Source organism: Serratia sp. SM04 (assembly GCF_040280225.1).
GTDB lineage: Bacteria > Pseudomonadota > Gammaproteobacteria > Enterobacterales > Enterobacteriaceae > Serratia > Serratia sarumanii.
The window spans coordinates 169768-182895 of the sequence record NZ_JBEOQT010000001.1 but is presented as its reverse complement, the minus strand read 5'-3'; the positions used below and the strand labels follow the sequence as shown (position 1 = coordinate 182895).

The 13128-nt window shown below is 58.2% G+C and carries 12 protein-coding genes and 2 pseudogenes; 6 read left to right on the top strand and 8 right to left on the bottom strand.

Translation table 11 applies throughout. The annotated features are described in order from the left end of the window. Nucleotides 1–14 precede the first annotated feature (14 nt). Together ABTW55_RS00800 and ABTW55_RS00795 are read left to right on the top strand one after the other, a co-directional pair. Nucleotides 15–1433, top strand: coding sequence for a glutamate synthase small subunit (locus ABTW55_RS00800; protein ID WP_033649001.1), 1419 nt, complete (start codon nt 15–17; stop codon nt 1431–1433). A 165-nt stretch (nt 1434–1598) separates the two neighbouring features. Further along, entirely contained in the window at nt 1599–2078 is a 480-nt protein-coding gene (locus tag ABTW55_RS00795; RefSeq protein ID WP_033649000.1) for a hypothetical protein, read from the top strand. 63 nt (nt 2079–2141) lie between these two features. Here ABTW55_RS00795 and sspB read toward each other — a convergent pair whose 3' ends face one another. The 5 genes from sspB to zapE form a co-directional block, all read right to left on the bottom strand. After that, entirely contained in the window at nt 2142–2642 is a 501-nt protein-coding gene (gene sspB, locus ABTW55_RS00790; RefSeq protein WP_004937084.1) for a ClpXP protease specificity-enhancing factor, read from the bottom strand. A 5-nt stretch (nt 2643–2647) separates the two neighbouring features. Beyond that, entirely contained in the window at nt 2648–3289 is a 642-nt protein-coding gene (gene sspA / locus ABTW55_RS00785) for a stringent starvation protein SspA (protein WP_025304366.1), read from the bottom strand. Between the two features lie 325 nt (nt 3290–3614). Then, on the bottom strand, nt 3615–4007 hold the full coding sequence (gene rpsI / locus ABTW55_RS00780; RefSeq protein WP_004937080.1) for a 30S ribosomal protein S9: 393 nt from the start codon (nt 4005–4007) through the stop codon (nt 3615–3617). 15 nt (nt 4008–4022) lie between these two features. Further along, nucleotides 4023–4451, bottom strand: a complete 429-nt coding sequence (rplM, locus tag ABTW55_RS00775) for a 50S ribosomal protein L13 (RefSeq protein WP_004937079.1) — start codon at nt 4449–4451, stop codon at nt 4023–4025. A gap of 263 nt (nt 4452–4714) precedes the next feature. Continuing rightward, the gene (zapE, locus tag ABTW55_RS00770; RefSeq protein WP_060422841.1) at nt 4715–5842 is read right to left on the bottom strand and encodes a cell division protein ZapE; all 1128 of its coding nucleotides are present in this window, start codon (nt 5840–5842) and stop codon (nt 4715–4717) included. A 231-nt stretch (nt 5843–6073) separates the two neighbouring features. On the opposite strand from zapE, the gene zapG reads away from it, so the two are divergent. From zapG to degS, 3 genes are all read left to right on the top strand, one after another. Continuing rightward, nucleotides 6074–6475, top strand: coding sequence for a Z-ring associated protein ZapG (gene zapG, locus ABTW55_RS00765; protein WP_004937074.1), 402 nt, complete (start codon nt 6074–6076; stop codon nt 6473–6475). A 180-nt stretch (nt 6476–6655) separates the two neighbouring features. Then, nucleotides 6656–8026 (top strand): serine endoprotease DegQ, encoded by a 1371-nt coding sequence (gene degQ, locus ABTW55_RS00760; RefSeq protein WP_033636125.1) that lies wholly within the window; start codon nt 6656–6658, stop codon nt 8024–8026. 88 nt (nt 8027–8114) lie between these two features. Further along, nucleotides 8115–9170, top strand: coding sequence for an outer membrane-stress sensor serine endopeptidase DegS (degS, locus tag ABTW55_RS00755; RefSeq protein ID WP_060422838.1), 1056 nt, complete (start codon nt 8115–8117; stop codon nt 9168–9170). On the opposite strand, the pseudogene ABTW55_RS00750 reads toward degS, so the two are convergent. Next, nucleotides 9171–9698 (bottom strand): annotated as a pseudogene (locus tag ABTW55_RS00750) (IS3 family transposase); the annotation flags it as partial. Nucleotides 9699–9771: 73 nt separating this feature from the next. On the opposite strand from ABTW55_RS00750, the gene ABTW55_RS00745 reads away from it, so the two are divergent. After that, a protein-coding gene (locus tag ABTW55_RS00745) for an IS3 family transposase (protein ID WP_181423071.1) occupies nt 9772–10949 on the top strand; the annotation gives its coding sequence in 2 pieces (ribosomal slippage) (nt 9772–10030 and nt 10030–10949; 1179 coding nt in all). 1 nt (nt 10950) lies between these two features. Here ABTW55_RS00745 and ABTW55_RS00740 read toward each other — a convergent pair. Continuing rightward, a pseudogene (locus ABTW55_RS00740) lies at nt 10951–11687 on the bottom strand (IS3 family transposase); the annotation flags it as partial. Between the two features lie 133 nt (nt 11688–11820). After that, a complete protein-coding gene (gene murA / locus ABTW55_RS00735; protein ID WP_004937068.1) occupies nt 11821–13080 on the bottom strand; it encodes a UDP-N-acetylglucosamine 1-carboxyvinyltransferase in 1260 nt (419 codons plus the stop codon). Between the last annotated feature and the right edge of the window lie 48 nt (nt 13081–13128).

Sequence of the window (13128 nt, the reverse complement as noted above, 5' to 3'; positions counted from 1 at the left end):
GAGGTAGGTCATTAATGAGCCAGAACGTTTATCAATTTATCGACCTGCAGCGTGTTGATCCGCCAAAGAAACCGCTGAAGATTCGCAAAATCGAGTTCGTCGAGATCTACGAACCGTTTTCGGAAACCCAGGCCAAGGCCCAGGCGGACCGCTGTCTGTCCTGCGGCAACCCGTATTGCGAGTGGAAGTGCCCGGTGCACAACTACATCCCGAACTGGCTGAAGCTGGCCAACGAAGGCCGCATCATGGAAGCGGCGGACCTGGCGCATCAGACCAACAGCCTGCCGGAAGTGTGCGGCCGCGTGTGCCCGCAGGATCGCCTGTGCGAAGGCTCCTGCACCCTGAACGACGAATTCGGCGCGGTCACCATCGGCAATATCGAGCGCTACATCAGCGATAAGGCCATCGAAATGGGCTGGAAGCCGGACATGTCACACGTGCAGCCGACCGGCAAGCGCGTGGCGATCGTCGGCGCCGGCCCCGCCGGGCTGGCCTGCGCCGACGTGCTGACCCGCAACGGCGTCAAAGCGGTGGTGTATGACCGTCATCCTGAGATCGGCGGCCTGCTGACCTTCGGCATCCCGGCCTTCAAGCTGGAAAAGGAAGTGATGGTCAAACGCCGCGGCATTTTCAGCGAGATGGGCATCGAGTTCCAGCTGAACACTGAAGTGGGCAAAGACGTCAGTATGGAGACCTTGCTGAGCGAGTACGATGCGGTATTCCTCGGCGTCGGCACCTATCAGTCGATGCGCGGCGGCCTGGAGAACGAGGAAGCGCAGGGCGTGTACGACGCGCTGCCGTTCCTGATCGCCAACACCAAGCAGCTGATGGGGTATGAAGCCGATCAGCACGAGCCTTACGTCAGCATGGAAGGCAAGCGGGTGGTGGTGCTGGGCGGCGGCGATACCGCCATGGACTGCGTGCGCACCTCGGTGCGCCAGGGCGCGACGCAGGTCATCTGCGCCTACCGCCGCGACGAAGCCAACATGCCGGGCTCCAAGCGCGAAGTGAAGAACGCCCGGGAAGAAGGGGTGGACTTCCAGTTCAACCTGCAGCCGCTGAGCATCGAACTGAACAGCGCCGGCCGCGTGGCCGGGGTGAAAATGGTGCGCACCCAGCTGGGTGCGCCGGATGCCAACGGCCGTCAGGCGGCGGAGCAGGTACCGGGTTCCGAACACGTGATCGACGCGGACGCGGTGGTGATGGCGTTCGGCTTCCGCCCGCACCGCATGGACTGGCTGGCAGCGCACGACGTGCAGCTCGATAAACAGGGCCGCATCCTGGCGCCGGAGGGCAGCGACAACGCGTTCCAGACCAGCAACCCGAAAATTTTCGCCGGCGGCGACGCGGTGCGCGGCTCCGACCTGGTGGTGACAGCGATTGCCGAAGGCCGCAAAGCGGCAGATGGCATCATGAACTACCTGGAAGTGTAAACCTTCCGTACCATCGGAGGCCCGGCATATTGCCGGGCCTCCGTTTTTAGCCTGCCACGCTTTGTCACCCCTCCCCCTCTCCTCACCGTCTCAACGCGCTATAGTATTGAGTTGGCACCATTGCGGGGCGCGGCTGCGCCTGACACCGAGATAAGGATAGCGAACATGAAATGCTCCATTTCCCTGTTGGCCGGCGCGCTGCTGGCCGTCAGTTTCAGCGCTTCAGCCATGGCGCTGGATTCGCAGGAGGTTGGTTACAATATCGAAGCGCGCGGCGCGCGGCCGGTCGTGGCTCAGTTAGGCAAGGCCGGGCAGTTCAACGCCGTGGAAAACAGCATCCGGCTGGGGGACGACAATTGGATTGCCCTGGCGCCCAAGCTGGCCGGCGGCGGCAATGCCGGCTTTACCGCCGGCATCAAATCGGCCCTCTCCGCCGCCCTGATCTACAATCCGGCGGCGGTGTTGCAGGCGCTCAACAAAGGCAACGATCTGCCGCTCAATGACATTTGCACCGCGCCGCCGGAAGTGCAAGGCGACACCGCCGTCACCAGTTTCCGCCAGCGCGCAACCCGTGCCTTGTCCACCGTGCGCGTAGGCGATCTCAGCGCGCCGCGCGATGCCTGCATTGCCGCCTTGAAAGGCTGATTCATTTCTGCCGGGCAAAAAAAAAGCACCCCATGAGGTGCTTTTTCGTTTGTTCGCGCGGGCTTATTTCACCACGCGCAGCGCCGGGCGGCCACCGCGCGGCGGCTGCGGCGGTTCGTCGTCCGGGCCGTTGTCTTCCGCGGTGTCCGGGCGATCGCCGTCGATCACCGACATCAGCGTTTCCGAAGGGATCGTCTCATTGTCCAGGCCTTCGAACACGCCTTCGCTCTCGTCGTAGGCGGCTTCCGGTTCGAACATCGTGCCGGCGCCGTTTTCACGCGCATAGATCGCCAACACGGCGGCCATCGGCACCGAAACCTGACGCGGCACGCCGCCGAAGCGCGCGTTGAACTGCACGTCTTCGTTGCCCAACGCCAAGTTGCCTACCGCCCGCGGCGCGATATTCAGCACGATCTGGCCGTCACGCGCGAACTCCATCGGCACCTGCACGTCCGGGCGAGTCACGTCGACCACCAGGTGCGGCGTCAGTTGGTTATCCAACAGCCAGTCGTAGAACGCCCGCAGCAGATACGGGCGACGCGGCGTCATCTGAGACATGTCCATCGCGCTTAGCCCCGGGTCTGCAGGCGCATTTCACGCTCGGCTTCGGTCAGGGAAGCCAGGAAGGCGTCGCGTTCGAAGACGCGGGTCATGTAGCCTTTCAGCTCTTTGGAGCCGGCACCGCTCAATTCGATGCCCAGCTGCGGCAGACGCCACAACAGCGGCGCCAGGTAGCAATCCACCAGGCTGAACTCTTCGCTCATGAAATACGGCGTCTGACCGAAGATCGGCGCGATCGCCAGCAGCTCTTCACGCAGTTGGCGACGGGCGGATTCCGCTTCCTGGCCGCTGCTCTTCTCGATCTTGTCCATCAGCGAGTACCAGTTCTTCTCGATGCGCAGCATCATCAGACGGCTCTCGCCACGGGCAACCGGGTAAACCGGCATCAGCGGCGGGTGCGGGAAACGCTCATCCAGGTATTCCATGATGATGCGGGATTCATACAGGGTCAGTTCGCGATCGACCAGCGTAGGCACCGTCTGGTAAGGGTTGAGGTCAATCAGATCTTGCGGCAGGTTATCCATTTCGACCTGCTCGATCTCGACGCTGACACCTTTCTCCGCCAGTACGATGCGTACTTGATGGCTAAAAATGTCGGTCGGGCCAGAGAACAGCGTCATTACCGAACGTTTGTTGGCAGCGACAGCCATGAAAACCTCCAAGTTATCTAGAAAATACTGCGAATAGCCAACTGACAGGCTGCTATCCTGAATAATCTTGCCGCAGGCCGGCAGCACGCAGCGCGACCCGAGCCCATGAAAAACCGGCCCAGGGGGTCAACTGCACGGCGAACAGGCGCAAAAGTGGGTGATAGTTTACCAGATTTTGCTTGTTTTGTGGGGGCGGTGCGGCGAATTCATGTTGAATTGTCTGATATGCCACAGATTTTAGTCGGGGATGGCGGATTTCAGGCATAAAAAAACCCGGTGAAGCACCGGGTTTTTTGCGTAAATCGCACTGCCGAAGCAGCGAAAATTAACGCTTGGAGAACTGCGGACGACGACGTGCTTTACGCAGACCGACTTTCTTACGTTCAACCTGACGAGCGTCACGGGTGACGAAGCCAGCTTTACGCAGTTCAGAACGCAGAGTCTCATCGTATTCCATCAGTGCACGGGTGATACCGTGACGGATAGCGCCAGCTTGACCGGAGATACCACCACCTTTAACGGTGATGTACAGATCCAGTTTGCCAACCATGTCGACCAGTTCCAGCGGCTGACGAACTACCATGCGGGCAGTTTCGCGACCGAAGTACTGTTCCAGGCTGCGCTGGTTGATAACGATGTTACCGTTGCCCGGCTTGATGAAGACGCGAGCGGCGGAGCTTTTGCGGCGACCAGTGCCGTAGTATTGATTTTCAGCCATTGCCATTAATCCCGATTAAATGTCCAGAACTTGCGGTTGCTGTGCCGCGTGATTGTGCTCGGTGCCCGCGTAAACTTTCAGTTTACGGAACATAGCACGACCCAGCGGGCCCTTTGGCAGCATGCCTTTAACCGCGATTTCAATCACGCGCTCAGGACGGCGGGCAATCATCTCTTCAAAGGTCGCTTGCTTGATACCACCGATGTGGCCGGTGTGGTGGTAGTACACTTTGTCTGTACGCTTGTTGCCGGTTACAGCAACTTTGTCAGCGTTCAGAACGATGATGTAATCACCGGTATCCACGTGCGGGGTGTATTCCGCTTTATGCTTGCCGCGCAGGCGACGAGCCAGTTCAGTAGCGAGACGGCCTAAAGTTTTACCATCTGCATCAACAACGTACCAGTCGCGTTTTACGGTTTCTGGTTTAGCTGTAAAAGTTTTCATTAGAAAGCTTACCCAATAATTAGTTACACGTTGGTGAACACCCAAACGCTCGAAAACAGTTGAGGCTCACACGACCATACAAGTCCAGCAAACCTACCCCTTCGAATAGCCATTGCCGGCACTATAAAGTTTTTGGGAAAAAAACTTTGTTGTAACGTGGGGTCGCAAGATTATAGAGAAGTCGCTCACAAAGATCGAACGGTTTTTGAATGGAAAATAAATTTATCGCCGGCGGCAGGCAACCGGCGATAGGCCCGGCGGACTCAGGGCAGATGCGGCAGCTTGAGGTACTCTTCGCTCTGCATTTCCTGCAGGCGCGACAGGCAGCGCTGGTACTCGAACTTAAGCCGTTCCCCCTGGTAGATCTCGAACATCGACGCCTCGGCGCCGATCACCAGCTTGACGTGCCGCTCGTAGAATTCGTCCACCAGCGCCAGGAAACGGCGCGCGGTATTCTCTTTCAGCGGCCCCATCACCTGCACATTATACAGGATCACGCTGTGATACAGTCGCGACAGCGCAATGTAATCCAGCTGGCTGCGCGCCTCTTCGCACAGCGTGTGGAAATCCACCGCCAGCACGCCGTCCACCGAACGAATGGCCTGCAGCGGCCGATGGTTGATCTGCAGCACCGGCGCCTCCTCCCCCGCCTTGCCCGCCAGTTTGACGAACATCCGATCCAGGGTCGCGCGCGTCTGGTCGTTCAGCGGCGTCAGATAGAGGTGAGCCTGGGTCAGGGTGCGCAGACGATAGTCGATGCCGGCGTCGACGTTCATCACGTCGCAGAACTCGTTGATCAGATCGATAGCCGGCAGGAAACGCGCCCGCTGCAGGCCGTTGCGATACAGATCGTCCGGCGGGATGTTCGACGTGGCCACCAGCGTGATGCCGCGGGCGAACAGCGCCTGCAGCAGCGTGGCCAGCAGCATGGCGTCGGTGATGTCGGACACGAAGAATTCGTCGAAGCACAATACGTCGGTTTCGGCCTTGAAGCCGTCGGCGACGATGTCCAGTGGGTTTTCCCGCCCTTGCAGCTCGGTCAGCTCTTCATGCACCCGCAGCATGAAGCGGTGGAAGTGCAGACGCATTTTGCGATCGCCCGGCAGGCTGTGGAAGAACATGTCCATCAACCAGGTTTTGCCGCGCCCGACGCCGCCCCACATATACAGCCCCTGCACCGGGCGCTGCGGCACCGTTTCGCCGCCTTTGCCCAGCAAACGGCTGAGCTTGCCGCGCAGCCCGCCGGCCGGCGCGCTCGCCGCCGGTTTTTGCAGCAAGGCCTGATAAATGCGATCCAGTTGAGTGACGGCCCGGCGTTGAACCTCATCGGCCTGATATTCCCCCGCCTCCAGCGCCTGCTGGTAGCGAGATAACGGTGATAGTGCCTGCATCTGTTCGATGTTCCCTAAGAACGCTTAGAAATTATTTAGCCAACGTTGGCGGCAAGTTGATGCCGATTCGCACCGTTATCGCCACAAATGCCCGCTGCGGGCGCCGCTGAAAACCCTGTAAACACTGGGTGGAAGCGCATCAGGATTCCACTCTGACAAGGTTAACGGTTATAGTGGATATTATTAAGTGAAAAATCCCTGCGGAACAACGAAGTCAAAATAGGAGTCATCATGACCTGGGAGTATGCGCTGATTGGTTTGGTCGTCGGTATCGTGATTGGTGCGGTGGCGATGCGTTTTGGCAACCGTAAATTACGTCAACAACAAGTCCTGCAGAACGAGCTGGACAAGAGCAAAACCGAGCTGGAAGAGTACCGTCAGGAGCTGGTCGGCCACTTTGCCCGCAGCGCCGAGCTGCTGGACAACATGGCGCGCGATTATCGTCAGCTGTATCAGCACATGGCGAAAAGCTCCAACAACCTGCTGCCGGATCTGCCGATGCAGGAGAACCCGTTCCGCTATCGCCTGACCGAAGCGGAAGCGGACAACGATCAGGCGCCGGTGGAAATGCCGCGCGACTATTCTGAAGGGGCCTCCGGCCTGCTGCGCGGCCAAAGCGCGCGCCGCGACTGATACCCCTTCTTCACCCGCGGGGCCACCCGCGGGTTTAACCCCGATTGTGCCTTATTGACCTTCCTTCGCATTACCTTTACTGAACTTTGCACGCAAATTCACGGTCTTACCCTTCACTATGACAAGGTGATTGCCTTATCATCAAATTTTCATCGGCAGGTATTGAGAGAGTTATCATCAATGAAGAAAAAGTCGTTAATTCTTAGTGCATTGGCAATGAGCCTCGGCCTGGCGCTCAGCGCCGCACCGGTGGCCAACGCGGCCCTGCCCGTCGCCGTTCAGGGGCAGCCGCTGCCGAGCCTGGCGCCGATGCTGGAAAAAGTCTTGCCCGCCGTCGTGAGCGTGCATGTCGCCGGCACCCAGGTGCAGCGTCAACAGCTGCCGGAAGAGTTCAGACGCTTCTTCGGCCCCAATTTCCCCGGTCAGCAGCAGAGCTCTCGCCCGTTTGAAGGGCTGGGCTCCGGCGTCATCATCGACGCTGCCAAAGGCTACGTGCTTACCAACAACCACGTCATCAACAACGCCGATAAAATCCGCGTGCAGTTGAACGACGGCCGCGAACTGGACGCCAAACTGGTCGGCCGCGATGAGCAATCCGACATCGCCCTGCTGCAGCTCAGCGACACCAAAAACCTGACCGCCATCAAGATGGCCGATTCCGATCAGCTGCGCGTCGGCGACTTCGCCGTGGCGGTCGGCAACCCGTTTGGCCTGGGCCAAACCGCCACCTCCGGCATCATCTCGGCATTGGGCCGCACCGGCCTGAATCTGGAAGGGCTGGAAAACTTCATTCAGACCGACGCCTCGATCAACCGCGGCAACTCCGGCGGCGCATTGGTCAACCTGAACGGCGAGCTGATCGGCATCAATACCGCCATTCTGGCGCCGAGCGGCGGCAACGTCGGCATCGGCTTCGCCATTCCGAGCAATATGGCGCAGAACCTGAGCCAGCAGCTGATCGAATTCGGCGAAGTGAAACGCGGCCTGCTCGGCATCAAGGGCAGTGAAATGACCCCGGACATGGCCAAAGCCTTCAACACCGACGCGCAGCGCGGCGCCTTCGTCAGCGAAGTGCTGCCGAAATCCGCCGCCGCCAAGGCCGGCATCAAAGCCGGGGATATTCTGGTTTCCGTCGACGGCAAGCCGGTGAACAGCTTCGCCGAACTGCGCGCCAAGGTCGGCACCACCGCGCCGGGCAAAACCCTCAAGGTGGGCCTGCTGCGCGACGGCAAACCGCAGGAAGTCTCGGTCACGCTGGACAACAGCGAGAGCGCCTCGACCAATGCCGAAACGCTGTCTCCGGCGCTGCAGGGGGTTTCCCTCAGCAACGGCGCGCTGCCGAGCGGCGACAAGGGCGTGAAGGTGGAGAACGTGGATAAAGGCTCGACGGCGGCGCAAATCGGCCTGCAAAAAGGCGACGTGATCATCGGCGTCAACCGCCAGCGCGTGGACAGCATCACCGCGCTGCGCAAGGTGCTGGAAGCCAAACCGCCGGTGATGGCGCTCAATATCGTGCGCGGTAACGAAACCATTTATCTGCTGCTGCGTTAATTTGTGCAAAAACCGGGCTCGGTGGCATACTGCGCCCGGTTAACTCATGCTATCCTCCGAACATCGTTCACCACACCACGAAAACTCCATGTTTGCTAAGCTCTTGCGTTCTGTCGTTATCGGTCTCATCGTTGCCGGCCTGCTGTTGGCCGCTCTGCCCGTGCTGCGCTCTTCCAACGGCCTGTTTGCAGAGAAAACCGAGAATACCAGCGACGAAACGCCGGTGAGCTACAACAAAGCGGTGCGCCGCGCCGCGCCCGCCGTGGTGAACATCTACAACCGCAACCTGAACGGCGCCGCCAACGTGCTGTCGCTCGGTTCCGGCGTGATCATGAACGAACGCGGCTATATCATCACCAACCGCCACGTGATCAAAGACGCTCAGCAGATCACCGTGGTGTTGCAGGATGGCCGCCGCTACGAAGCGCTGCTGGTCGGCTCCGACGGCCTGACCGATTTGGCGGTGCTGAAGATCGATCCCGGCAACCTGCCGGTGATCCCGACCAACAAAAATCGCGTTGCCCACGTCGGCGACGTGGTGCTGGCAATCGGCAACCCGTACAACCTGGGGCAGACCGTGACTCAGGGCATCCTCAGCGCCACCGGGCGCATCAGTATGAGCACCACCGGCCGGCAGACATTCCTGCAGACCGATGCCTCAATCAACCGCGGCAACTCCGGCGGCGCGCTGGTCAACTCGCTGGGCGAGCTGATCGGCATCAATACCCTGACCTATGACAAAATCACCGACGGCGAAACGCCGGAGGGCCTCGGCTTCGCCATTCCGATCGAACTGGCCACCAAAATCATGGACAAGCTGATCCGCGACGGCCGCGTTATCCGCGGCTATTTCGGCATTCAGGGCAAAGAAATCATTCCGCTGCGTTCCTCCAATTCCGGCATCGATCGCCTGCAGGGCATCATCGTGACCGAAATCACGCCGAACGGCCCGGCGAGCAGCGCCGGTTTCCAGATCAACGACATCATCATCAACGTGGATAACAAACCGGCGGTGTCCGTGCTGGAGACCATGGATCAAGTGGCGGAGATCAGGCCGGGCACCGAGATACCGGTTATCGTGCTGCGCGACGGCAAACGCATTACGTTGAAAATGACGGTGGGCGAATTCCCGGAAGACAACTGACTAGTCCTGGTATAGGTTGACACTTTTATGCCTGTAAAACGCCTGATGCACCGCATCGGGCGTTTTGTATTTTAGCGACTGGTGAGGCCGCTCTCTGTTGTAAATTTCTATCGATTCCCTCACCATCTTTCTTGCCTGCTCCAGATCGGCCGGGCGTGATAGCAAAAACTCCGTCTTCAGTATCCCGTTCACCCTTTCCGCCAATGCGTTTTGATAGCAGTCATAGCCATCTGTCATTGAGCAGATTAGCCCGTATTTTTCATGGATTGACTGGTAACCTGCTGAACAATATTGTATTCCACGGTCCGAGTGATGGATCAGTGGCTGAGTCGTTTTTCTCTGCTTTAAGGCCTGTTTCAGAGCCTGCACAACATTGTCAGTACGCAGATCGCTGTGTACATGATGGCCCATTATTTTCCTTGAGCAGGCATCCGTTATTAGGCTCAGATAGACCATGCCATTCCGGGTTGGCAGATAGGTAATATCTGCTACCCATACTTGTTCTGGTCGCCTGACTACCACCTGTTTCTGTAGTGGCACAGTGAATTTGGCCACCTGATTAAAGGTGATATTCTCACCTCAACATAAAATAGGTGACTTAATGAACAAGAAAACTAAGCGTACTTTTACCCCTGAGTTCAGGCTGGAATGTGCACAGTTGATCGTTGATAAGGGTTACTCATATCGACAAGCCAGTGAAGCGGTTAATGTTGGTTCTACCACGCTTGAATCTTGGGTACGCCAGCTCAGACGAGAGCGCCAGGGTATTACGCCTTCTGCCACCCCCATTACCCCAGAGCAGCAGCGTATCCGCGAGCTGGAAAAGCAGGTTCGCCGCCTGGAGGAGCAGAATACGATATTAAAAAAGGCTACCGCGCTCTTGATGTCCGACTCACTGAACGGTTCACGATAATTGCCAGGCTGAGCGACAGCCACACGGTAGTCAGACTTTGTTCCGCTCTGGGAGTACACCGTAGCAGTTACCGGTACTGGCAGAAACGATGCGATACTGTTAATCCGGCGCGAGTCAGGTTGTACAGCGAGATACGCCGGGCATGGAACCAGAGCCGTGGCTCTGCTGGCGCGCGCACTCTGGCTGAAATGCTGACCCAAAACGGCATTCCGATGAGCCGTTACCGTGCCGGGCGTCTGATGAAGTCCCTGAGCCTGAGCAGTTGTCAGCCCGGAAAATATCAGTACAAAAATGCCCGTCAGGAGCATACATGCCTGCCAAATCTGCTCGAGCGCCAGTTCGCTGTACCGGAGCCAGACCGGGTATGGTGCGGAGATATTACTTATATCTGGGCAGGAAATCGCTGGTGCTATCTGGCGGTCGTAATGGATCTTTTTGCCCGCAGAGTTATCGGCTGGAGTCTGTCAGCGAATGCCGATACAGCATTGATAAGCAACGCTCTGCGGATGGCATATGAGACGCGTAGCCAACCGCGTGATGTCATGTTCCATAGCGATCAGGGAAGCCAGTATACAGGCCTGAAATATCAGCAACTTCTCTGGCGTTACAGAATAAAGCAAAGCGTCAGTCGGCGGGGAAACTGCTGGGATAACAGCCCGATGGAACGCTTCTTCCGCAGCCTGAAAACAGAATGGGTGCCAGCGAATGGCTACGTGGGAAAAGACGAAGCCCGGCGGCAAATCAATCGCTATATATTGAATTACTACAATAGCGTCAGACCACATCATTATAACGGTGGACTGACGCCAGAAGAATCAGAGAACAGATACCGTTCTTACTGTAAAACCGTGGCCAATATTACTTGACCACTACATTCGGTCCCGTTTTTAATAAATTGGGATGTCGCCGAAAACGATGATGGCTGTCCGTTGTTTTATGGTACGCCCGTCTGACTGGTACCAGCAGCCGGCGTTCCTTCAGCAGAGAGAACAACCGGTCACGTCCAACATGCAATCCATCATCTGACTGTTTATTCAGTAAATAATGCAGCTTACGGGTTCCGATACGCGCCTGACGTACTCTTATCGTTTTAACAAAATCGACGATCCTGACATCACGAGCCCGCTGCTTACTAAGCCGTGTATTGTGCTGATACCAGGCTTGTCGGCTGTGTCCCAGGAACTGACAGGCCCGGGTAATGGTTATTTTTGGGGTCTGTTTTTGCGTGAGGACTTGCCTGGCCGCTTTTTTATGACACTGATCCCATAATCATTTTTCAGCACGTTAACGACAGCATCCAGGAACTCCGCTTTCTGGGTGACCAGCTCAAGCTGTTCTTCAAGTTCCCTGATCCTTTGCTCAGGAGTTAAAGGGGCAGACGGTTGGCTCATGGGCAACTCCCGGCTGGAGAGAGAGGGAAGACCTGGGGCCCAGTTAAGGTGGCCATGCTTGCGTAACCAGGTCAGAACGGTCGAACGTCCCTGAATACCATAGCGCAGTTGAGCCTGTTTGTAGGTCATTTCGCCTTTTTCAACCTGCTCAACAACAGCAATTTTAAAAGACAAAGGATAGTCGCGTTGTGTGCGTTTAAACTCGGCCATTATCACGTTCTCCGGATTTAAGTCGAAAACGTGTCAACGCTATTCAGGACGGGTCAAACAATTAAAAAAGGGCCGGCATTGATAGCCGGCCCTTTGATTTTCATCCTGCCGACGCAGCCGCGCCGGCGCTAATGACTTACTCGCCTTTCACGCGCTCGATGTTAGCACCCAGCGCGCGCAGCTTGTCTTCAATACGCTCATAGCCGCGATCGATGTGGTAGATGCGATCGACGACGGTCACGCCGTCGGCGATGCAGCCGGCGATCACCAGGCTGGCGGAAGCGCGCAGATCGGTCGCCATCACCTGAGCGCCGGACAGCTGCTCAACGCCATGGCAGATCACGGTGTTGCTCTCGATTTCCGCGTGCGCGCCCATGCGGATCAGTTCCGGCACGTGCATGAAGCGGTTTTCGAAGATGGTCTCGGTGATGACGCCGGTGCCTTCCGCCACTAGGTTCAGCAGGCTGAACTGGGCCTGCATGTCGGTCGGGAAGCCCGGGTGCGGCGCGGTGCGCACGGTGACCGCTTTCGGGCGTTTGCCGTGCATGTCCAGGCTGATCCAGTCTTCGCCCACTTCGATATCGGCACCGGCTTCGCGCAGCTTGGCCAGCACCGCATCCAGCGTGTCCGGACGGGTGTTGCGGCACATCACTTTGCCGCCGGAAACCGCGGCGGCGATCAGGAAGGTGCCGGTCTCGATGCGGTCAGGCAGCACGCGGTACACGCCGCCGCCCAGACGCTCGACGCCCTCGATGGTGATCTTGTCGCTGCCGGCGCCGCTGATCTTCGCGCCCAGCGTATTGAGGAAGTTGGCGGTATCAACAATTTCCGGCTCACGCGCGGCGTTCTCGATAACGGTGGTGCCGGTCGCCAGGGTCGCGGCGCTCATGATGGTCACGGTCGCGCCCACGCTCACCTTGTCCATGACGATGTGCGCGCCCTTCAGGCGACCCTCGACGGACGCCTTGACGTAGCCTTCTTCCAGCTTGATCTCGGCACCCAGCTGCTCGAGGCCGGTGATGTGCAGATCGACCGGACGCGCGCCGATCGCACAGCCACCCGGCAGGGAAACCTGACCGCGGCCGAAACGCGCCACCAGCGGCCCCAGCGCCCAGATGGAAGCACGCATGGTTTTCACCAGATCGTAAGGGGCGCAGAACTCGTTCACGCCGCTGGCGTCCACGAAGACCGAACCGTTGCGCTCAATCTTGGTACCCAACTGGTTGAGTAGTTTAATGGTGGTGTCGATGTCCTTCAGCTTGGGGACATTCTGCAGCTCGACCGGCTCTTCCGCCAACAGGGCGGCGAACAGGATCGGCAGGGCGGCGTTTTTGGCCCCGGAAATAGACACTTCACCGCTCAGGCGGGTCCGACCCTGCACACGAAATTTATCCATCTGACTACTCTCTGTTATCTAATCTGAAGCTGCCCGCCCGGCAGGGCA

Bases quoted from the DNA above. Each gene is read 5' to 3' on its own strand.
- ABTW55_RS00800 (WP_033649001.1), top strand. From the start codon at position 15: ATGAGCCAGAACGTTTATCAATTTATCGACCTGCAGCGTGTTGATCCG.
- ABTW55_RS00795 (WP_033649000.1), top strand. From the start codon at position 1,599: ATGAAATGCTCCATTTCCCTGTTGGCCGGCGCGCTGCTGGCCGTCAGT.
- sspB (WP_004937084.1), bottom strand. From the start codon at position 2,642: ATGGACATGTCTCAGATGACGCCGCGTCGCCCGTATCTGCTGCGGGCG.
- sspA (WP_025304366.1), bottom strand. From the start codon at position 3,289: ATGGCTGTCGCTGCCAACAAACGTTCGGTAATGACGCTGTTCTCTGGC.
- rpsI (WP_004937080.1), bottom strand. From the start codon at position 4,007: ATGGCTGAAAATCAATACTACGGCACTGGTCGCCGCAAAAGCTCCGCC.
- rplM (WP_004937079.1), bottom strand. From the start codon at position 4,451: ATGAAAACTTTTACAGCTAAACCAGAAACCGTAAAACGCGACTGGTAC.
- zapE (WP_060422841.1), bottom strand. From the start codon at position 5,842: ATGCAGGCACTATCACCGTTATCTCGCTACCAGCAGGCGCTGGAGGCG.
- zapG (WP_004937074.1), top strand. From the start codon at position 6,074: ATGACCTGGGAGTATGCGCTGATTGGTTTGGTCGTCGGTATCGTGATT.
- degQ (WP_033636125.1), top strand. From the start codon at position 6,656: ATGAAGAAAAAGTCGTTAATTCTTAGTGCATTGGCAATGAGCCTCGGC.
- degS (WP_060422838.1), top strand. From the start codon at position 8,115: ATGTTTGCTAAGCTCTTGCGTTCTGTCGTTATCGGTCTCATCGTTGCC.
- murA (WP_004937068.1), bottom strand. From the start codon at position 13,080: ATGGATAAATTTCGTGTGCAGGGTCGGACCCGCCTGAGCGGTGAAGTG.